Annotated in this window: 19 protein-coding genes; 6 read left to right on the forward strand and 13 right to left on the reverse strand. The window is 64.8% G+C overall.

Going from position 1 to position 19881, the window contains the following annotated elements; all coding sequences use genetic code 11:
- Positions 1 to 92 precede the first annotated feature (92 nt).
- The 3 genes from JN302_RS21195 to JN302_RS21205 all read left to right on the forward strand — a co-directional run bounded on the left by JN302_RS21195 (position 93) and on the right by JN302_RS21205 (position 4054).
- Positions 93 to 1175, forward strand: coding sequence for an ABC transporter ATP-binding protein (locus JN302_RS21195; protein ID WP_202328929.1), 1083 nt, complete (start codon positions 93 to 95; stop codon positions 1173 to 1175).
- A 198-nt stretch (positions 1176 to 1373) separates the two neighbouring features.
- Entirely contained in the window at positions 1374 to 1775 is a 402-nt protein-coding gene (locus tag JN302_RS21200; RefSeq protein WP_202328930.1) for a YciI family protein, read from the forward strand.
- Positions 1776 to 2044: 269 nt separating this feature from the next.
- The gene (locus JN302_RS21205) at positions 2045 to 4054 is read left to right on the forward strand and encodes an acyltransferase family protein (RefSeq protein ID WP_244845801.1); all 2010 of its coding nucleotides are present in this window, start codon (positions 2045 to 2047) and stop codon (positions 4052 to 4054) included.
- A gap of 123 nt (positions 4055 to 4177) precedes the next feature.
- On the opposite strand, the gene JN302_RS21210 is transcribed toward JN302_RS21205, so the two are convergent.
- From JN302_RS21210 to JN302_RS21255, 10 genes are all read right to left on the reverse strand, one after another.
- Positions 4178 to 4474, reverse strand: coding sequence for a MoaD/ThiS family protein (locus tag JN302_RS21210; protein ID WP_202304788.1), 297 nt, complete (start codon positions 4472 to 4474; stop codon positions 4178 to 4180).
- A 22-nt stretch (positions 4475 to 4496) separates the two neighbouring features.
- Positions 4497 to 5579 carry a WD40/YVTN/BNR-like repeat-containing protein gene (locus JN302_RS21215; protein WP_202328932.1) on the reverse strand — a complete coding sequence of 361 codons (1083 nt, stop codon included), beginning with the start codon at positions 5577 to 5579 and terminating at the stop codon, positions 4497 to 4499.
- Between the two features lie 372 nt (positions 5580 to 5951).
- Positions 5952 to 7205 (reverse strand): RNA polymerase sigma factor, encoded by a 1254-nt coding sequence (locus JN302_RS21220; protein ID WP_202328934.1) that lies wholly within the window; start codon positions 7203 to 7205, stop codon positions 5952 to 5954.
- Between the two features lie 78 nt (positions 7206 to 7283).
- Entirely contained in the window at positions 7284 to 8429 is a 1146-nt protein-coding gene (locus JN302_RS21225; RefSeq protein ID WP_202328936.1) for a glycosyltransferase family 87 protein, read from the reverse strand.
- A gap of 156 nt (positions 8430 to 8585) precedes the next feature.
- Positions 8586 to 9005 carry a YciI family protein gene (locus tag JN302_RS21230; protein WP_202304796.1) on the reverse strand — a complete coding sequence of 140 codons (420 nt, stop codon included), beginning with the start codon at positions 9003 to 9005 and terminating at the stop codon, positions 8586 to 8588.
- Between the two features lie 29 nt (positions 9006 to 9034).
- Complete coding sequence (locus tag JN302_RS21235; protein WP_202328937.1) at positions 9035 to 9469, reverse strand: YciI family protein; 435 nt, start codon at positions 9467 to 9469, stop codon at positions 9035 to 9037.
- A 158-nt stretch (positions 9470 to 9627) separates the two neighbouring features.
- A complete protein-coding gene (locus JN302_RS21240) occupies positions 9628 to 10620 on the reverse strand; it encodes an NAD(P)-dependent oxidoreductase (RefSeq protein WP_202328938.1) in 993 nt (330 codons plus the stop codon).
- The gene (locus tag JN302_RS21245) at positions 10613 to 11332 is read right to left on the reverse strand and encodes a FadR/GntR family transcriptional regulator (protein ID WP_202304800.1); all 720 of its coding nucleotides are present in this window, start codon (positions 11330 to 11332) and stop codon (positions 10613 to 10615) included. The genes JN302_RS21240 and JN302_RS21245 overlap by 8 nt, the downstream gene beginning before the upstream one ends.
- A 2-nt stretch (positions 11333 to 11334) precedes the next feature.
- On the reverse strand, positions 11335 to 12504 hold the full coding sequence (locus JN302_RS21250) for a mandelate racemase/muconate lactonizing enzyme family protein (protein WP_202314939.1): 1170 nt from the start codon (positions 12502 to 12504) through the stop codon (positions 11335 to 11337).
- Positions 12505 to 12616: 112 nt separating this feature from the next.
- The gene (locus JN302_RS21255) at positions 12617 to 13525 is read right to left on the reverse strand and encodes a sugar phosphate isomerase/epimerase family protein (RefSeq protein ID WP_202304801.1); all 909 of its coding nucleotides are present in this window, start codon (positions 13523 to 13525) and stop codon (positions 12617 to 12619) included.
- 580 nt (positions 13526 to 14105) lie between these two features.
- On the opposite strand from JN302_RS21255, the gene JN302_RS21260 reads away from it, so the two are divergent.
- The 3 genes from JN302_RS21260 (at position 14106) to JN302_RS21270 (ending at position 17413) form a co-directional block, all read left to right on the forward strand.
- A complete protein-coding gene (locus tag JN302_RS21260) occupies positions 14106 to 15161 on the forward strand; it encodes a sugar phosphate isomerase/epimerase family protein (protein ID WP_202304802.1) in 1056 nt (351 codons plus the stop codon).
- A gap of 47 nt (positions 15162 to 15208) precedes the next feature.
- Positions 15209 to 16402: a Gfo/Idh/MocA family protein gene (locus JN302_RS21265; RefSeq protein ID WP_202328939.1), complete on the forward strand. Its 1194-nt coding sequence runs from the start codon at positions 15209 to 15211 to the stop codon at positions 16400 to 16402.
- Positions 16403 to 16735: 333 nt separating this feature from the next.
- Positions 16736 to 17413, forward strand: a complete 678-nt coding sequence (locus JN302_RS21270) for a response regulator (protein WP_202328940.1) — start codon at positions 16736 to 16738, stop codon at positions 17411 to 17413.
- Between the two features lie 143 nt (positions 17414 to 17556).
- On the opposite strand, the gene JN302_RS21275 is transcribed toward JN302_RS21270, so the two are convergent.
- The 3 genes from JN302_RS21275 to JN302_RS21285 all read right to left on the reverse strand — a co-directional run bounded on the left by JN302_RS21275 (position 17557) and on the right by JN302_RS21285 (position 19864).
- Positions 17557 to 17997, reverse strand: a complete 441-nt coding sequence (locus tag JN302_RS21275) for a type II toxin-antitoxin system VapC family toxin (RefSeq protein WP_202328941.1) — start codon at positions 17995 to 17997, stop codon at positions 17557 to 17559.
- On the reverse strand, positions 17997 to 18236 hold the full coding sequence (locus JN302_RS21280) for a FitA-like ribbon-helix-helix domain-containing protein (protein ID WP_202304810.1): 240 nt from the start codon (positions 18234 to 18236) through the stop codon (positions 17997 to 17999). The genes JN302_RS21275 and JN302_RS21280 overlap by 1 nt, the downstream gene beginning before the upstream one ends.
- A 290-nt stretch (positions 18237 to 18526) precedes the next feature.
- Complete coding sequence (locus JN302_RS21285; RefSeq protein WP_202304811.1) at positions 18527 to 19864, reverse strand: ATP-binding response regulator; 1338 nt, start codon at positions 19862 to 19864, stop codon at positions 18527 to 18529.
- Positions 19865 to 19881: the final 17 nt, after the last annotated feature.

Consider the following 19881-nt stretch of genomic DNA (forward strand, 5'->3'; position numbering starts at 1 on the left):
CCTTCTCCCCTTGTGGGAGAAGGTGGCCTCGCGAAGCGAGGTCGGATGGGGGGTCAACTGACGGCAGGAATTATCGCGAAGGCGTTCTGACCATGGCCAATATCGAACTACGAAAGGTCACCAAGAAGTTTGGCTCGCACACGGCACTGGCCAGGCTCGATCTCGACATAGCCGACGGCGAGTTCTTCGTGCTTCTGGGCGAAACCGGCGCCGGCAAGACGACCACGCTCCGTCTGATAGCCGGACTGGAGAAGCCGACCGAAGGCAATATCTTCATCGACGGCATCGATGTCGGCGGCTGGGGTGCGGCCGAACGCGACGTTGCGCTGGTGCTGCAGCAATATTCGCTCTATCCCCGCTACACCGTTCGCCAGAATCTCGAATTCCCCCTCAAGTCGAAGATCCGCCGGGTGCCCGATGCCGAGATCGCCGAACGCGTCGCCCGCGCCGCAAGAACGCTGCGCATCGAGCATCTCCTGGACCGCAAGACCGACAGGCTGTCGGGCGGCGAGATGCAGCGCGTGTCGATCGGCCGGGCGATTGTCAGGAAGCCGCGGGTTTTCCTCATGGACGAGCCGCTGTCGGCGCTCGATGCCAAGCTGCGCGAAGCGTTGCGCACCGAACTGAAGAACCTCCAGATGAACCTCGGAGCGACCTTCCTGTTCGTCACCCATGACCAGATCGAGGCCATGTCGATGGGCGACAAGGTTGGCGTGCTCAACCATGGCCGCCTCGTCCAGACCGGGACGCCGCAGGAAATCTATACCAACCCGCGCGATACCTTCGTGGCGAGCTTCGTCGGCTCGCCGCCGATGAATTTGCTCGACGGCCGGCTCACCGGGGGGCGCGCGGTGGTTGCGCCCGTCGCCTTCGAACTGCCCTATGCCGGCAAGGCCAGCGCAGCGCCTGCCGACGACAGGCCGCTGACCTTCGGCATCCGGCCGGAGGATATCCTTATCGAGGCCGGCGCGCCGGTGGAGGGGTTTGTCCACGACGTCGAGAACCACGGCGTGGAGAAGATCGTGACGCTGCGTGTGGGTGACGCCACGCTGCGGGCTACCGTGCCGGCCAATGTGAAGGTCGCCATAGAGGACGCGGTCCGTTTTGCCTGGAACCAGGACAAGGTGGTTCTGTTCGATCGTGGCACCGGGGTCAGCCTGCGCCACCGCGCCTGAGCCGCGGCTGGCGTTCCCGAAAAAAGATTCTTGTCGAGATGTCGATCCGGTGCTTCGCCGGTCGTCAGAGCCGGTAGCGCCGCCTCGGCTGAGATTCGCCAGAAAGTTGGGCGGCAAATGTCGATTCTTCCCCTACCGGCTCGACGTCCCGGTAGCCCCCCTGTCCGGGGCGGTTCCAAAACGTAAGGGAGATCGGCAATGCGATACATGATCATCGTGAAGGCGAGCAAGGATTCCGAGGCGGGCGTCATGCCGCCGCAGGAGGTGTTCGACGCCATGGCGGAATATCACGAGGAGATGGCGAAGGCCGGCGTGCTCGTCGACGGCAACGGCCTTCATCCGAGCGCCAGGGGCTGGCGCATTCAATGGTCCGGCGGCAAGCGCAAGACGATCGACGGGCCGTTCGCGGAAACCAAGGAACTGATCGCCGGCTATACGATCATCAAGGTGGGCTGCAGGGACGAGGCCGTCGAATGGGCCAGCCGCTTCCCCAATCCGGGCACGGCGGACGGCAGCATCGAGATCCGCCAGATGTTCGAGCTCGAGGATTTCGAGCCGAGCGTCGAGGTCGATCGGTTCCGCAAGATCGGCATGGGCTGAGGTCTTCGTCGACGATGCTTCATGGCGTCCCCGCATTGCCTGTCGATGCGGGGGCGGGGGCTCGCCGCTCACTTGATGTTGCGCCGCATCAAACTTGTTGCATTGCGCGCGCCGGCGTTTGCAGCAAACCTGCCCGCCGCTCCCCGGAGCTCTGCGAAGTACCGGGCCGAAACCGCTCTTCGGCCAATTCCGGTGCATGAACAACAAGTTGGAGCGCCGTTCCAGACTTCTGGTTCAGCGCTTCTGGCCAAAAGCCGGAGCGATGAACATTGAAAGACCTGACTGCCCCGCAATCGTTCCGGCCCGAGATCGAGGGGCTGCGCGCGATCGCAGTCACCGGCGTCGTGGCTTTCCATTTCGGCCTGACCGAGCTCTCCGGCGGCTTCGCAGGCGTCGATATCTTCTTCGTCATCTCAGGTTATCTGATCACCAGCCATCTTCAGCGGGAAATCGCCGAGCGGGGCACGGTCGATCTCTGGCGCTTCTATGCCCGTCGTGCGCGTCGCCTGCTTCCCGCTTCGCTGCTGGTCATCCTGGCAACGCTGCTTGTCGGCTATTTCATCCTCGCGCCGTCCGAGCATCAGCTCTATTCAAAGGGCGCCCTGTTCGCCTCGGCCTATGTGATCAACCTTTGGCTGATCCGATGGTCGTTCGACTATTTCGCGCCCGATGTCGCCGACAATCCCTTCCTGCACTACTGGTCGTTGTCGGTCGAGGAGCAGTTCTATCTGGCATGGCCGGCGCTTCTCCTGCTCCTTGCCTGGCTGCGGCCAGGACCGCGTGGCACGGCGACCCTCATGGCCATTGCGGGTGCAATCTCATTCGGGTTCTGCGCCTGGCTCACCGAGGTAGCCCAGCCCTGGGCCTTCTATTTCTCGCCGTTGCGCGCATGGGAATTCGCCGCGGGCGGTCTCGCTTCACTGGCTGTGACACAACGGTGGGCTGAGGGCTTTCGTTTTTCGCCCGCGCTCGCCTGGACGGGCCTCGCCCTGATAGCTACGGCATATCTGATCCTGACGGAGGACGGGGCCTTTCCAGGATTCGCGGCGCTGCTGCCCGTGGCCGGAACCGTGCTGGTGCTTCTGGGCACGGCGCGCCGCAGCAGGGTAGGGGCAGCGGGCCTCCTGGGCAATGAGCTTTTCCAGTGGGTCGGTCGGCTTTCCTATTCTCTCTACCTCTGGCACTGGCCGGTGATCGTCTATGCGACGATCCTCAAACCGGACCTGACGGCCGTCGACCGTTTCGCCTGTCTGGCGCTGACAGTGGCGCTTTCGGCCCTGAGCTATCGTCTGGTGGAGAATCCGATACGCCACAGCCCGTGGCTGTCCGCCGGGAGCGGCCGGTCGCTCGGCTTTGCCGCCCTGATCACGACCATAGGGGTCACGGTCGCCTATGGAAGCGCGGATCTCTCCGGCCGCAATGTCGACGACCAGCAGCGTTTCGTTCGTGAAAGCGCGGAGCGGAAATCGGTGGCGCGCGAAGCAGATGATTCCTGCGTGGCGAGGCTGGAGACCGACGAACCCTTTCCCTGCGATCTGGGCGCTGCCCGATCCCACAGAACCATGGTGTTGTTCGGCGATTCCCACGCCGACCATTGGTCGACGCCCCTCGCCAGGATCGCGAAGGATAGAGGTTGGCGGCTGGTCGCCTATCTCAAGGGTGCCTGTCCCATGGCCAGGGTTCCGGTTTGGAGTGCAAGCCTGAAGCGGAAATTCGACGAATGCGATCGCTGGCGCGAGCGGGCCATGCGGGAAATCGTCTCGCTCAAGCCGGCGATCGTCGTCGTCTCGCAGTTCTCGCAGCATTATGCGCAGAACGCCGTCGAGACGCAGTTCTATCATCCGGTCGACCAGGAGAGCTGGGCCGAAGGCGTCAAATCCTCGCTCGGTACGCTGCGTCAGGCCGGCACCGATGTGGTGCTGTTGCGCGACGTGCCGCTCCACAAGACGGACCTCGGCAAATGCGTCGCACGCGCCCTGTGGCAGAGAAGGCCGTCCTCGGCCTGCGACACGCCCCGTGCAGAAGCGCTGGACCAGGGGATCCACGAAACCGAGAAAGCCGCGGTCGCCGGCGTGAACGGGGTGCGCTATGTCGATACATCTGAAATGCTTTGTGACGACAGCAACTGTCCGGCTGTGATCGACGGCAAGCTCACATATCGCGACCGCCAGCATCTCGCCGTTTCTTATGCCGATTCACTGGCCGTGCCCCTGGAAAGGGCGATCTTCGGCGAAAGGCGTGCCGGCATCTCCAGCGATGAGGCTGTTCGGTCCCGGTGACGCAGGGCACCCACGGGCAGTCGTCCACAGTTCGCCTCTGGTGGGGCAGGGCCGTTGCCGAGCCCATCAAATGGTCTGGGTCAGGCGGTCGGCGATGTCCAAGCTTCGTATCGTGATCCCGGGCTAACCACCGCTTATCGCCGTGAGGATGAAAACCTCCTGTCCCGGGGGAAGCCTGGTTTCGAGCGTCGCACGCTCTCCGTCGACGAAGACGTTGATATGCTTGCGGATCGCCGGCCGCGAATCGCAGAGCCGGTCGCGCATGCCGGGCCAGCGGGCGTCGAGCGCCTCGATCATTTGCCCGACGGTCTCCGCTGTCACCTCGACCCGGCGCGGAGCGCCCGGAAAGAGATCGACGAGCAGCCCGGGCAGGCGCGCCACCACCGCCGGCGCAGCGTCTGGTATCTGTTCGCTCCTCATCGGCGCGGATCCGGGCGGCAATTCATTGGTCGAGGACAAGAGTTTCCACCGAAAGCACCGTCGGAAGATGCTCGGCCACGGCCGTCCAGCTCTCGCCTTCGTCCGCGCTCACGAACAATGCTCCCGAACTGGTGCCGAAATAGACCCCGGCCGGGTCGAGGCGGTCGGTTGCCATGGCTTGCCGCAACACGCCGAAATAGGCGTTCTTCTGGGGCAGGCCCTTGCGCAGATCCTGCCATGTCTCGCCGCCGTCCCGGCTGCGCCACACCGCGCCTTTTGCGTCGGGCACGTAGCGGCCTGCCGTATCCCCGTTGAGCGGCAGAAGAAAGACCGTGTCGGGATCGCGCGGGTGGGTGGCCGCGGGAAAGCCGAAGGTCGAGGGCAGGCCTTTCTCGATGCTGCGCCATGATGCACCGCCGTCGTCGCTGCGATACATGCCGCAATGGTTCTGCTGATAGAGGCGGCCGGAACCACCCGGGGCCATGACCAGATTGTGCACGCACTGGCCGAATTCGGGATAGTTCTGGCCTTCGGGCAGGAAGTCGGCCCTGGTTCCGCGATTGCGCGGCTCCCAGGTCTTGCCGCCGTCCTGCGTGTGGAACACGCCGGCTGCCGAGATACCGATCCAGATGCGGTCTTCGTCCTCGGGGTCGACCACCAGGGAATGAAGGATCAGGCCGGCGCCGCCCGGGGTCCATTCGGGCCGCGACGGATGCTTCTGCAGGCCTTCGAGATGTCGCCAGTTCTCGCCGCCGTCGTCGCTGCGGAATAGGCCGGCCGGCTGCACGCCGGCCAGGAGGCTGCCATTGTGCCTGTGCAGGCTCCACACCGCCTTCACCGGCTCCACACCGGCTTCGTATGCGAGGCCGGCGCTGGAATGGGTCCAACTCTCCCCGAAATCATCGGATTTCCAGACAGCCGGGCCGAACCATTCGTTGCCGCCGCCGCCATAGATCGTGCCGGTCTCGGGGTCGCCCACCACATGGTTCATCGGCCAATGCTCGCAGAACGGTCCGCGCAGCTTCCATGATCTGCGCTCGGCGTCGCTCTCGGCGATGAAGACGCCTTTCTTCGTTCCGAGCAGGACGAGAATTCTCTCGGCCATGTGTTCCTCCCTTGAGCCACACATTTCCCGCCGCGACATCGCTGCCCATCGCCATTGCGAACGGGTGAAGCTTTCGCGCGCTGCCTGGACGGTTGCAAGAGTCGCTGGATGTAATGGGCGATGTCAACACTATTCCTGGAAGTCCGCTGGAAGTCCCGACCGCATTGCAAGCAGCACAACGGAAAGGCATCGCAGTCGCATGCGCCTGTGACCGGGCAATCCTGCGAGTCGCGCCAACTTGGCAATTGACTCTCCATTCGCGAACGGCCGTGCCCTTTGCCGGAGCCACTTTTGCGGTTTCCACACAGGCATGCCGCTGACCGGTTTCAGCAATGCCGGGACAGTCTCGACCGCAATTGCCTCGGAGCGCGCCTATCCGCAGGCGGCCCCACGCTCCAGGAGCAGCGCGCGCTCGCGCGCGTTGCGGGTCATCGCAGCGGCGCGTTCGAACTCGACCTTGGCCGCGGCCAGCCGCCCCATCTTGAACAGCAGGTCGCCGCGCACGCTGGGCAGGAGATGGTAGGATTTCAGCGAGGGTTCCTCGGCCAGCGTATCGGCGATTTCAAGCCCGGCTGCCGGGCCGAAGGCCATGCCGATGGCGACGGCGCGATTGAGCTCGACCACGGGTGAGGGCACGATCTGCACCAGTGCCGCGTAGAGGGCCGCGATCCTGTGCCAGTCGGTCTCGGCTGCGGTGCGGGCCCGCGCGTGGCACGCGGCGATCTCGGCCTGGAGCAGATAGGGGCCGCGCACGCCGCCGTGCGCCTCGGCGCGGGCGAGGGCTGCGAGACCACGACGGATGAGCAACTGGTCCCAGCGCGCGCGGTTCTGGTCGAGCAGCAGCACCGGCTCGCCCGCCGGGCCGGTGCGCGCGGCAAAACGCGAGGCCTGGATCTCCATGAGCGCGACAAGGCCGTGGACCTCGGCTTCCCCAGGCGCAAGCTCGGCCAAAATGCGGCCCAGCCTAAGCGCCTCTTCACTGAGCTGTGGCCTTATCCAATCGTCACCCGCCGTGGCTGCGTAGCCCTCGTTGAAGATGAGGTAGATCACTTCGAGCACCGATGACAGCCGCCCGGCGAGCTCCGCCCCACGCGGCACCTCGAAGGGCACGCCGGCATCGGCAAGCGTATGCTTGGCGCGCACGATACGCTGGGCGACCGTGGGCTCCGAGATGAGAAACGCCCTAGCGATCTCGTCGGTGGTCAGCCCGCCCATGAGGCGCAAGGTCAGCGCTGCCCGGGCCTCTGGCGAGAGCAGCGGATGGCAGGCGGTGAAGATCAGGCTGAGCAGATTGTCACCGATATGGTCGTCGAGCGCGGCGTCGAAATCCGGTGTCGCTGCCTGTTCGTCCTCGAGTTCCTGCGCGATCTGCTCGTGCTTGCGCGCGAGCATCTTCTTGCGGCGAAGATGGTCGAACGCGCGGTTCCTGGCGGCGGCCATGAGCCATGCGCCTGGGTTGCGGGGAATGCCCTGCCGCGGCCACTGCGCCAGCGCAGAGACCAGCGCATCCTGCGCGAGTTCCTCGGCGAGCCCCACATCGCGCACGATGCGGGCGAGCCCGGCGATCAGCTTCGCCTGCTCGATCCTCCAGACCGCGTCTATGGTGCGATTGATGTCGGCCATCATGAGGCCGATTAGAGCATTCTACGGCGCCGGCGCAACCCGTGCGGCAGGCGGCGGCGGTCGCTCGTCCGGTCCGGGAGTCTATGCAAGGAACAGCAGGGGCAGGACGAGCAGCGGCGAGACCGGCAGGCCCAGAACGTTGAATGTCACCACGAGCTGGGGCAGGAGCCAGGCGGTCACCACAAGGGTGCGGACCAGGAGGGGAGAGGCGGCGGTCACGTCTGCGCGACGCGCCACCAGCAACGTACCGCAGGCCAGAATAGCCAGATCGTAGTTGTGGATATAAGGCGTCATCAACACGGTTGCGATAAGCAAAAGCGAGCTCTGCCTCACGGGATCGTCCGTCTGTCGAAGCCTTAGGACGAGCACCAGGGCAACCGACAGGGCGAAGGCCAGATGCCCGGCGGAAGCGAGGTCGGCATCGTCTGTGACGATGCGCAGCGCCATGAACAGCGAGGGGATCATCGTCGTGAAGGGGCCGCTGCCTTCGCGCTCGAGACGGCTGAGGGCGGGCAGCGTGTCGGCCAGGTAGCCGCGCCAGACGTCGAGACCGAAGAACGCGGTCGCGCTCGCCGCCAGGGCGATGGCGGCGAGCGCGGTGCACATGATGAGGAGCCATCGCCGCTGGAAGGCCCACAGCAGAGGCAGCAGGAAGCCGGCCTGCGGCTTGATCGTAAGGAGCGCCGCGGCGCCGGCCGACAGGGCTCCGCCCCCCTTGCGTGGCGAGAGCGCGACAAGCAGGAGGCCGGTCGCCAGGCTGCCGCTCTGGCCGGAATAGAGATTGAGCACGGTCGCGGGCGACATCAGGATGGCGGCGGTCTCGAGCCTGTCAAATCCGAAGCGGCGGGCGCCGATTTGGAGCACGGCCAGGCCTGCCACCGACCAGAGCGCCAAAGCGGCATAGAAACCGAAAAGGCCGATCGGCCAGGCGAAGAGCAGCGAATGCGGCGGATACGCCCAGAGACGCACGCCGATGGCGGCGCCGGTGAAGCCGCGCTCATAGGCCATGAACCGGTCCACGTCATATATGTCCGAAAAGGCGCCGGACAGGACGAGCCGGCCCGCCGCCCACAGATTGATGAAGTCGCCGCCGACGGGTGTTCCGTTGGGATAGAGCAGGCCGGTGATGCCTGCCGTCTCGGCGTATCTTGAGGCGCAGAAGGCCAGGAAATGGGCGATGCAGAGCCCGATTAGGACAATCTTGAAAGTCCGCTGCCGCTCGTCCATGCGCCCCGCCCGCCTCTTGCGGCCCGCGCGAAGCCTATGGGAGAGAACTTAAGGCCGTCTTGCCGCCCCGATCGCGGGGCGGCACGCCGGCCTCCGGCTTTCGCAAGGTCGGCCGGACGGTAAATCATGAAGCGCATCGGTTCCTCCCTCCCGGCTTCACCGCTGCGAAGGCGCCTGCATCGCCGTCAGCCCGCTCGCGACGGCTTGCACGTCCTCCGGATAGTCGGACAGCTCGTGCACCTGGCGGACCTCGATGACCTCGTTGTCGGCCCCGGGGCAGCGTTTGGCCCATTCGATGGCCTCCTCGCGCGATTTCGCCTGGATGATCCAGTAGCCGCCGACCACTTCCTTGGCCTCGCTGTAGGGACCGTCCGTCACCTTGGGCGTGCCGCCTGCAAACGATACGCGCGCGCCCATGGACGGCGGGTGCAACCCGTCGAGCGCGAGCAGGACGCCGGCCTTATGCAGTTCCTCATTGTATTTCATCATGGCGTCGACGCGTTCGACGTCATCGGGCACAGTGCCCGGAGCCGCGGTCTCATATCCCTTGGGGATCATAAGCATCATGAAGCGCATGTCTCGTCTCCTTGCTTGGTCCGGCGGCGTCAGCCTTTGCGGGCGTTCTGTTCGGCCCCGGCGCGCAGCCTTGCCTCCTGCTCGCGCAATTCGGGCGTGAAAGCTTCGCCGAAATCGTCGTCCTCGCCCACCTGGCGGATCTCGATGGTCGCTTCGGCGCGGCGCGGATTGGGAATACGCTTGGCCCAATCCACGGCTTCTTCCATCGACTTGACCTTCCACAGCCAGAAGCCGGCGATCAGCTCCTTGGTTTCCGCGAACGGGCCGTCGATCACCTTGGGGCTGCTCGCACCGAGGTGGATGCGCTTGCCTCGCACACTCGGATGCAGCCCTTCGGCGGCGAGCATGATGCCGGCCTTGACCAGTTCCTCGTTGAAATTGCCCATGGCCGTCAGGACGTCTTCGCCCGGCATGACGCCGGCCTCGGAATCCTTGTCCGCCTTGATGATGACCATCACACGCATCTCTGTCTCCTCTTCGCTTCTTCATGTCCGGCACGAATTCCGCTGGGCTTCGCCCATCTTTTGCCTCGTGCTGAGAGAACGTCGAGCGGGGAGCGCAGAAATCGACAAGGGCGTTGAAGTTTTTTCGCGCGAGCGACGAGGCGTCGACGCGCGAGCATTCAGGCCGGAGAGGGAAATCGCCTGCGGTAGCGCTCCAAGGCGTCCGGATTGCGCAGATTGACCGGCAACCGGCCGGATAGAACGCGGATCGCCTCGCCGGCCGCGCCCGTTCCCATGCGCATCATGCTTTCCTCGGTGATGCCTGCCATGTGCGGCGTGACGATCACATTCGGGAAAGAGAAATAGGCATGGTCGGCCGGCAAAGGCTGCGTCACGAAAACATCGAGTGCTGCCCCGCCGATGCGGCCTTCGCGCAGGGATGCGATCAGCGCGGCGTCCTCGATGACGGCACCGCGCGCGACATTGACAACGAGAGCATCAGGCTTCATCCGGCCGATCCGGTCACGGTTGAGCAGTCCGGTCGTCTCCGGGGTCAGCGGGCAGCAGATCACGAGGACGTCGCTTTCCGCGACGAGTTCGTCGATACCGAGGATCGTGACGTCGTCGGGCAGATCTCTCGAAGAACTGCGGCTGGCGGCAACGACACGCAGCCCGAAACCGTCGCGGGCGATGCGCATGACGTTGCGGCCGACATTGCCCAGGCCGACGATGCCCATCGTGCGGCCCGCCAGCTCGTTGGTATGGTCGGAATGGGCGCGGCCAGCAAGCCAGCCTCGGCCCCGAAGGTCGGTGTCCATCACGCGGAAGCGCCTGAGCAAAGCGAGCGTCACGAAAAAGACGTGCTCCGCCACGGAGCGGGCGTTCACACCCGGCACATTGGCGACCAGCACGCCCGCCTCCGTCGCTGCCTCGACCGGGATCATGTCGAGCCCCGCGCCGTGCCGGATGGCTGCCCGCAAGCCGGTCGCGGCAGCGAACAGGGCCGCGGGAAGAGGCGCGCGCACGATCACGATGTCGACGTCGGATGCTTCGCGGATCAGGGTCTGCGGGTCGAGTGCGGAAGCAACCACCAGGTCGCCGGCGCCGGTCAGCATTGCCGTCGCCCGCGGATGGAGCGTATGTGTCGAGAGTATTTTCGCCCGTTTACGCATCCTGTAGCCGCGAGGCTTCGGCTTCGTCGGCCTCGCGGCTTTCGATCAGGCCTTTCCAATAGCTTTCCGCACCCTGCAGATGCGCGCTCATCAGCGCCTGGGCCAGGTTGCCGTCGCGGCGCAGCAGCGCATCGAAGATCTGGAGATGGTCGGCATGAGAGCGGCGGCTGCGCTCCGGGTCGCTGAAATAGATCGGAAGGCGACCCTCGCCCATTACATAATAGAGGCTGCAGACCTGGTGGAAGACGCTGTTCTTCGTGGCGCGCACGATCTCCAGGTGGAATTCCTTGTCTTGCTTGTGGATCGATTCGCCGGCGGCGATCTTCTCCTCGGACTCCCGAAGGATCTCGCGCAGCCTTTCATAATTCTCCTCCGTCGCCCGGCTGCAGGCAAGTTCGGCGGCCTTGATCTCATGGATCTTGCGCAGCTCGACGGCCTCGTAGATCTGCACGGGATCGAGCGGCAGACCGGCCCTGGCGAACAGCGCCAGAGCCTCCACGCTCGCCTGGTGCCGGGTCAGGTAGATGCCCGATTTCGCGCGCCGCTCGACGATGCGCATGGCCTCCAATATGGCGAGCGCCTCGCGGATCTGGCCGCGGCTGACCGAAAAATGCTCGGCCAGCTCGCGCTCGGAAGGCGTGCGGCCGGTATGCTCGTCCGAGCAGGAAAACAGGTGGGACGCGAGTTCGGCGAGCAGGTTCTTTTCAGTCATCGTCAGGGCTTTACGATATGGGCCTCCAGGAAGCTCTCGGAGATCGTGAAACCGAGGCCGGGGCGGTCGGGTATTGCGATCATACCCTCCTTCAAGTCAATCGTTTCCTCGATCAGGTCGTGGATCATCGGGTTGGCGCCGAGCGAATATTCGATGACGAAGCTCGACGCCGCCGCCGCGCAGACATGCAGCCCCGCATGGAAGCAGGGCGCGCCCGCCCACAGATGCGGCGCGAAGCGCAGGTTGAACGCGCTGGCCAGGGTTGCGATTCTGACAGCCTCGCTGATGCCGCCGCAAAAGGCGGGGTCCGGCTGGAAGATGTCGGCGGCCTTCAGCACGGCGAGGTCGCGGAAAGCGAAGCGCGTGGCCTCGCTCTCGCCGGTAGCGATGGGGATCGAGGTCGAGGCGCGCAACTCGGCCATGCCGGGCTTGTCGTCGGCGATGACGGGCTCCTCGAACCAGGCCAGATCGCAGTCGGCCACCAGATGCGCGAAGCGCTTGGCCTCGGCGACCGTATAGGTGCCGTGGGCATCGACCATGATTTCTATATCGGGGCCCAGCGCCTCTCGCGCGGCCTGCACGCGCGCGGCGGAGATATTGGGTGCGCCGTCCATGGCGCCGACGCGCATCTTCACCGCCTTGAAGCCGCCCTCGTCGATATAGGATCGCAGCTGCGCACCGATCGTCTCGGCGCTCGCCCAGCCCCCCGAGGCATAGGCCGGCAGGCGATCCCGCTTCCTGCCGCCGAGCAGGCGCCACACAGGCTCGCCCAACAACTTGCCGAAGATGTCCCATAGCGCAATGTCTACCGCGCTGATGGCTGCCGTCGTCAGGCCGCGCCGCGCGAGTTGCGGCATGGAATGGCCCGTCAAGGCCGCGCTTTCGTGGCGCACGCCGTTGTAGAGCATCTCCCAGATGACGGCGATGTCGCGCGGGTCGCGGCCGATGAGCTGCGGCCCGATCTCGTGGTTCAGCATATGGACGAGGGCGCCGTAGCTGCCGGCGCTGCCGGCCGCGTTCTTGCCCTCGCCCCAGCCGACGATGCCGTCCGCCGTCTCGATGCGCAGGATCGCGGCGTCGAAGGTCGCGATCCGACCGAAGTCGCTGCGATGCTGGCGGCTCTTCTCGATGGGTATCCGGACCCACCAGGCTTCAACTCGGCCGATGCGCATGCTCACCCTTGCCCTTCCCCTCCAGAGCTGTTCCGGACGCCAAGCGCTTCACGGTTTTGCCGGGGATTGCCCGGAAGAGAAGGATCCCTGTCCCAACCAATCCGGGCCGTCTCTACTTGCTCATCAGATGCTGCTTGCCGATCAGCGGCAGGATCGTCTCAGCCGTGATGCGCATCTGGTCGGAATAGAACTCCTCGGTGAGCACGCTGGAGCCGTGGTCCTGGATGAACTTCAACTGCTCGGGCGAGATGTCGACCGGGTTGCGCTCCACCATGTTCTTGTATTTGGCGGCCGGCGTGCGGTCGACCGGCGCGACGAACTCGTTGGTGAGGGCGCCGTCATAACCGATCTCCTTGAGCGTGCCGACGATCCTGGCCCAATCGAGTTGGCCGAGTCCGCAGGCGAATCGGTTGTTGTCGGCGACATGGAAGTCGAAGAGGCGTTTCCCGGCGAGCCGGATCGCCTCATACATGTCCTCTTCCTCGATGTTGAGATGGAAGGCGTCGAGGCAGACGCCGCATTCGGGGCTGATAGCATCGGCGAGCGCCAGGGCCTGCGCGGCGCGGTTGAACAGATAGGTCTCAAAACGATTGAGCGGCTCCACCGCGATCCTCACGCCGACCTTCCTGGCGTGGGCGAAGCATTCCCGTGTGGCGTCCACCACCCACTTCCATTCCTCGGCCTCGGTGCCGTCGGGCACGACCTTGCCCACGGTGGCCGGCACCAGCGTGACGATCTCGCCGTCCAGTTCGCTGACCATGGTCAGCACGCTCTTGACGTAGTCGACGGAACGGGCGCGCTGGCCCTCGTCCTTGGCGGCGAGGTTGCGCTCACCGAGCGTCAGCGTGACCGCGCCCCAGCAGCGGATGCCGTGCTCCTTGAGCAGGCGGCGGGTCTCCGTGGTGTCGTATTGCGTCGGTTCGCCCGAGATCTCGATGCTCTCGTAGCCGAACTTCTTGATCCTCCGGAGCGTCGTCTCGAGCGGCTCCGCGCGCATCCAGTTGTGCGTCGAAAGATGCATGGCCTTTCCTCTTCCCAGAATTCACTGCCGCCAACGCGTCCAGTGAGGGCGTGCCGGCTTCCTCCCCAGGTCAGTCCAGCCTTCTCCTCAAACTGGTTAGACCAATTGGGTGCGGATCGTTTTCTAGCCCATTTCCGGGGAAGCCGCAAGAAGTCGCATCAGAGGTCTCCGCGATCAATTTATCGCTTTGAAATCACTTATAAAATTTTTCCTTCCGAGTTGACCCGACCCGAAGGCGCGCAATTCTGCTCCCCTTGACGGTTTTCGCAAATTTGGTATTACCAGAAATGGAGAGGGTTCGTTGCCGCCGACGCTCCGGCAGGCGGACTGCGATGCCGGGGGTGAGGAGGAGCCGGCGGCGGGTGGGCCGCCGGCTCCACCTTCCGAAGCAACCGGTGCCTGGTTGATTTCTGCGACACGCCTGTCGACGAGCGCCCGGGCTCCGGATCGCGAACCTGGTGAAGGGGCCGGCGCGAAACGTCCCGTTGCTTGGGACAGTCGTCGGTGACCGGTTGTCGAATGCTTCGGGAAATGTAATCGATTGCGCAACGCGATTTCCGAGCAAGGAGGGAGGACAGTCATGCCCAGGACAATGAAGGGCCCCGGCATATTTCTCGCGCAGTTCGCTGGCGACGCCGCCCCGTTCAACTCGCTGAAGAGCATCACCAAATGGGCCGGCGACCTCGGCTACAAGGGCGTGCAGATCCCGACCTGGGACGGGCGGCTGTTCGATCTGGCCAAGGCGGCCTCTTCCAAAACCTATTGCGACGAGGTCAAGGGCATCTGCGCCGAAAACGGCGTCGAGGTGACGGAGTTGTCGACCCATCTCCAGGGCCAACTCGTCGCCACCCATCCGGCCTATGACAGCCAGTATGACGGTTTCGCGCCCGCCTCGGTGCACAACAATCCCAAGGCCCGGCAGAAATGGGCGGTCGACCAGATGAAGCTCGGCGCCAAGGCGTCGCGGAATCTCGGGCTGACGGCATCCGTCTCATTCTCCGGCGCGCTGGCTTTCCCCTACCTCTATCCGTGGCCGCAGCGCCCCGCGGGGCTGATCGAGGAGGCGTTCGGCGAGCTCGGCAAGCGGTGGAAACCGATCCTCGACGCTTATGAGGACGCTGGCGTGGACATCGGTTATGAGCTTCACCCGGGCGAGGACGTGTTCGACGGCGCGACATTCGAGATGTTCCTCGACGCGGTCGGCGGCCACGCCAGGGCCAACATCAACTATGACCCCTCGCACTTCCTGCTGCAGCAGCTCGACTATCTCGCCTTCATCGATATCTATCACGAGCGCATCAAGGCCTTCCATGTGAAGGATGCCGAGTTCAACCCCGATGGGCGGCAAGGCGTCTATTCCGGCTATCAGGGCTGGGTGAACCGGGCAGGCCGGTTCCGTTCGCTCGGCGACGGCCAGGTCGATTTCACCGGCATCTTCTCCAAGCTCGCCCAATATGACTACGATTCCTGGGCGGTCCTGGAATGGGAATGCTGCCTGAAGCACCCGGAAGACGGCGCCGCCGAGGGCGCACCCTTCATCCAGAGCCACATCATCAGGGTGACGGAGCGGGCCTTCGACGACTTCGCCGGCGGCAAGACGGACAAGAAGCTGCTGCGGGCGATGATGGGAATCTGACGGAGCGAGCGGAAGCGGCGAGAACAAACGGAGAGGAGGAAACTGGCATGGCGATCGAGGGCAGGGCGGAACGCGCGCAAGGACCGATCCGCTACGGCATGGTGGGCGGAGGTCAAGGCGCCTTCATCGGCGGTGTGCATCGCATCGCCGCGCGCATGGACGGCGAGTTCGAACTGGTCGCCGGCGCGCTGTCGTCTGATCCCGAGCGGGCCAGGGCGTCTGCCGCCGAACTCGGGCTCGACCCGGTCCGCAGCTATGGCTCCTTCCAGGAAATGGCGAAGGCCGAGGCGAAGCGCCCCGACGGCATCGAGGCGGTGGCGATCGTCACGCCGAACCACATGCACTGGCCGGCGGCCAAGGCCTTCCTGGAGGCCGGCATCCATGTCATCTGCGACAAGCCGCTGACCTCGACGCTCGCCGACGCGAAAAAGCTCGCCGCCCTTGTCGAGAAGAGCGGCAAGCTCTTCGTGCTCACCCACAACTACACCGGTTATCCGATGGTGCGGCAGGCGCGCGAGATGGTCCAGAAAGGCCAGCTCGGCGAGATCCGTGTCGTCCAGGCGGAATATCCGCAGGATTGGCTGACGGAGAACCTCGAGGCGACCGGCCAGAAACAGGCAGCCTGGCGAACGGACCCCAAGCGATCGGGCGCGGGCGGCTCGACGGGCGACATCGGCACCCACGCCTACAATCTGCTGCGGTTCGTGACAGGGCTCGAGCTCGACAGCCTTGCGGCCGATCTCGATGCCTTCGTGCCGGGGCGCCAGCTCGACGACAACGCCCATGTGATGCTGCGCTTCAAGCCGGCGGCGAAGGGCAGCGGCAAGGGCGCCAAGGGCATGATCTGGGCGAGCCAGGTGGCTGTCGGTCATGAGAACGGGTTGAAGCTGCGCGTCTATGGCAGCAAGGGCGGCCTCGAATGGGTGCAGGCCGATCCCAATTATCTATGGTTCACGCCGTTCGGCCAGCCGAAGCAGTTGATCACGCGCGCCGGCGCGGGCGCCGGACCGGCCGCCGGTCGCGTGACCCGTGTGCCGTCGGGCCATCCGGAAGGCTATCTCGAAGGTTTCGCCAACATCTATGCGGAGGCTGCCCGCGCCATCCGTGCGGCGCGCAAGAAGGGCGGCAGGGTTCACAAGGAGGTCATCTATCCGACCGTCCAGGACGGCGTCGAAGGCGTGGCCTTCGTCGAGGCTTGCGTGAAATCATCGGCCAGGAACGGCGCCTGGGTGAAGCCCTGACGCATCTGTCACGACCGTCTTGCCGCGTGCCGCCGCGCGCGAGGCCAGGAAGACTGCAGCGGTGCTGCATCGACGTGACCGGTGCAGCCGTGGCGCGGTTGCCCGTTCATCTCGCAAGACCGTGGAAAGATGTGGTCACCCCCAGGCTCGATGCGATATGTTGCGGGGCGGGCGCGACAATCACGGAAACTGTACTATTGGCCAATTAGCGCGCCCAGCCGCGTCGGTTAAGCTCGCCGGACAAGCGGCATGGATGAGGCCCGGAAGCCCGACCCGCATGGGGCCGATAGAGGCGCCGGGGGCCCTTCGGGACGAAGTGCAGAGGTTGCAGCCATGGGCGGCGAAACGGTTCGTTTCCTGATTATCGACGACCACCCGCTGTTCCGGGAGGCGCTGCACAGCGCCGTGCGCATGGCCTACCCCGACGTCGATACGGTCGAGGCGCGCAGCGTCGAGGAGGCGCTCGATCTGCTCGGCAGCCCGATACCCTTCGACCTTGCGCTGCTCGATCTCAGCATGCCCGGCGTGCAGGGCTTCGAAGGCCTGCTGCAGTTGCGCACCCGCCATCCGCGGCTTCCCGTCGTGGTCGTCTCGGGCCATGAGGAACCGCGCATCATATCCGAGGCGCTGTCCTACGGGGCTGCGGGCTTCATCCCGAAATCCGTGCGCAAGGACGAACTCGCCCAGGCGATCCGTGACGTCATGGAAGGCGCCATCTACGTGCCGGAGAACTATGATGGCCAGGCGCCCGACGCCGACAGGTCCGACCGCGCCGAAATGGTGCGGCGGCTGTCCAAACTGACGCCGCAGCAACTGCGTGTGCTGCAGATGCTGAAGCAGGGCATGCTCAACAAGCAGATCGCCTATGAGCTGCAGGTCGGGGAGACGACCGTGAAGGCGCATGTCTCCGAGATCCTGCGCAAGCTCAACGTCTATAGCCGCACCCAGGCCGTGATCGAGGTGTCGAAGCTCGACAATGCGGATCTGTTCCGGGACACGGCCGCGTTCTGAGCGATAGCTGGTTCTTTAGCTCGGTATTTGGAAGGCAGGCATCTACTTGCCGCTGGATTCGCAGGCAAATGGCCCGCCGGTTTCGAGCGTCTTGCACTGGATCGGGAACGTTGGAACGATCAGATCCGCGTGGGCAGATAGGTTCAGCGGCTCTCGCCGTGGACTTGATCAAGTGCGATGCAGAGCTCTGCCAGATTGTCGGATGCTTTGCTGGCGATTACCCGCAACAGCCGTTGATCAGCTGTCACGAACCGCTGTTGCCGCTGATGAGCGAGTGCCAAATAGACGCAATCGTATGCCGGATGGTCAAGTTCGATGGCGAGTGTAGTTGCCTGCTCCAAAATGCCCCGCATTGGAAGCAATTCGACGTCCGAACGTTCGAGGAGGCGGCCAGCCATGACAGCTTCCTCTTTCGTCAGATTGCCGCGCTGGATTTTCTTCCAGAGAATATTTGAACACTCAGCGACAAGCAAATCAGGTGCGGCAAAGCGGAATCTTGATCGCATTGCGATCGCCGCTTCCGTCCCGTCTTCCTCCACAACCCATTTGACCGCAATGCTGGCGTCGATGATGAGTGTTTCCATCACCGCTCATCACGTCCTTCGCGCAGCAGCACCTCCGAAGGGGTCTGTTTGCGGGAGGCTGTGAGCTTGCGCAATTGAGCGGCCAGATCGTCGAATGTAGGGTCGACCTCAGCTGCAAGCGCCTGCCTTAGAATCTCGCGATGTTCGGCTTCTGCAGACCGGCCATGGCGGGCGGCGCGAATCTTGAGTTTCGCGATCAGTTCGTCGTCGAGGTTACGGACATGCAAATTGCCGGCCATTGACATGCCTCCAATGCTCTCAATGAGAGCAAAGATAGCAACCTGAACAGGATTGAACAAGATACCAACGGCCGATGATATCGATCGTTGGAGCGCGACCGAGTGGCCCACGCCCGCCAGAGCGCCGCGCGTCCACTTGGACGCGCAAAGGACGCTCTGCTACTTCAAAGTGGCCGCATCGTGCTTTCCGAAAGTCGATTACGACTTTCGGGCCGATGCGGTAGCGCGAAAGCAAGTGGTCCCGGCGAGGCGCGCCGGCAACTGTCATGAGGTTGCCTGGATGAGCCTGCTCAGGCGAGCAGGTGGGCCAGCAGCGCACGCAGTTGCGCAGGCTTGACGGGCTTGCGCATCAGTTCGATGCTCAGGCCCCTGGTGGCGAGCTGCAGTTCCTCGGACGCGTCCGCCGTTACGACGAGCGCCGGCACGGCTCGCTGCAGATAGGCGCGCGCCTCATTGATGGTCTCCGTGCCGAAATCGCCGTGGTCGAGATGTTGATCGGCGATGATGATATCAGGCACCCATTCCGTGTCGCCCAGCGCATCGAGGGCGCTATCGGTCGAGGTGGCGGTTCGGACCTCGCATTGCCAGCGCTGCAGCAGCGCCTTGGTGGCTTCCAGGACGGCGTCGTCGTCCTCGACGAGCAGAACCTTGGTACCGAACAGACCGTATCCGCGTGGCCTGTCGGGCTCCGCCGTGGCCGGGGTCTCCGCCATCGCCGCTGCTCCGGGCGGGACCTCCAACCGGAACACCGTGCCGCGCCCGACCTGCGACGTGAAGGTAAGCCGGTGGCCCAACGCGCCAACCATGCGCCGCACGATCGACAGGCCGAGCCCGAGGCCGCCGGCCGAGAGGTCGCGATGGCGGGGCATCACGCCGCGATGGAACTCCTCGAACACCGCCTCGCGCTCATGCTCGGCGATGCCGCACCCGGTGTCGGCGATGTCGATCCGTATGGTCGACCCGCGCAGCCGCACGCCGACCAGCACGCCGCCCTGGCGCGTGTAGCGGATTGCGTTGGATATGATGTTCTGGAGGATTCGCCGCAGGAGGGTCCGGTCGGAGCGGACGACGGCGCTGGTCGGGCGGAAGCGCAGCCGCAATCCCTTCTTGTCGGCGAGAGGCTGGAAATCCGACGTCAGCGCGACGAACAGCGGCTCGAGCGCGACGTCGCCTATGTCGGGGCTGACCACCCCGGCATCGAGCCTGGAAATGTCGAGCAGCGTCCGGAGCAGGTCGTCCATCGTGTCGAGCGAGCGCTCGACCTGCCGTACCAGCTTGCGGCCCTCCTCGGTGGTCTGCAGGTCGGCCAGGGCCGAGATCGACAGGTGCGCGGCATTGAGAGGCTGCAGCACGTCGTGGCTCGCCGCCGCCAGGAAGCGGGTCTTGGAGATGTTGGCCTGCTCGGCGCTCTCCTTCGCCGCGACGAGATCGACATTCGACTGCTCCAGCCGGCGCAGGGTCGCGCGCAGTTCCTCGGTCCGCGTCCTGATGCGGTTCTCGAGGTTGATCGCGGTCTGGAACAGCGAGAAGGCGTTGCCCTGCTGGTCCATCGAGCGCTCGACGCGCGACATCAACGCTTCGTTGATGCGTTTCAGCCTTTCGACGTCGTTGATGTCGGAGACGCCCATCGTGCCGCGGGAGGTTC

It is taken from the genome of Mesorhizobium sp. L-8-3, assembly GCF_016756615.1.
Lineage (GTDB): Bacteria > Pseudomonadota > Alphaproteobacteria > Rhizobiales > Rhizobiaceae.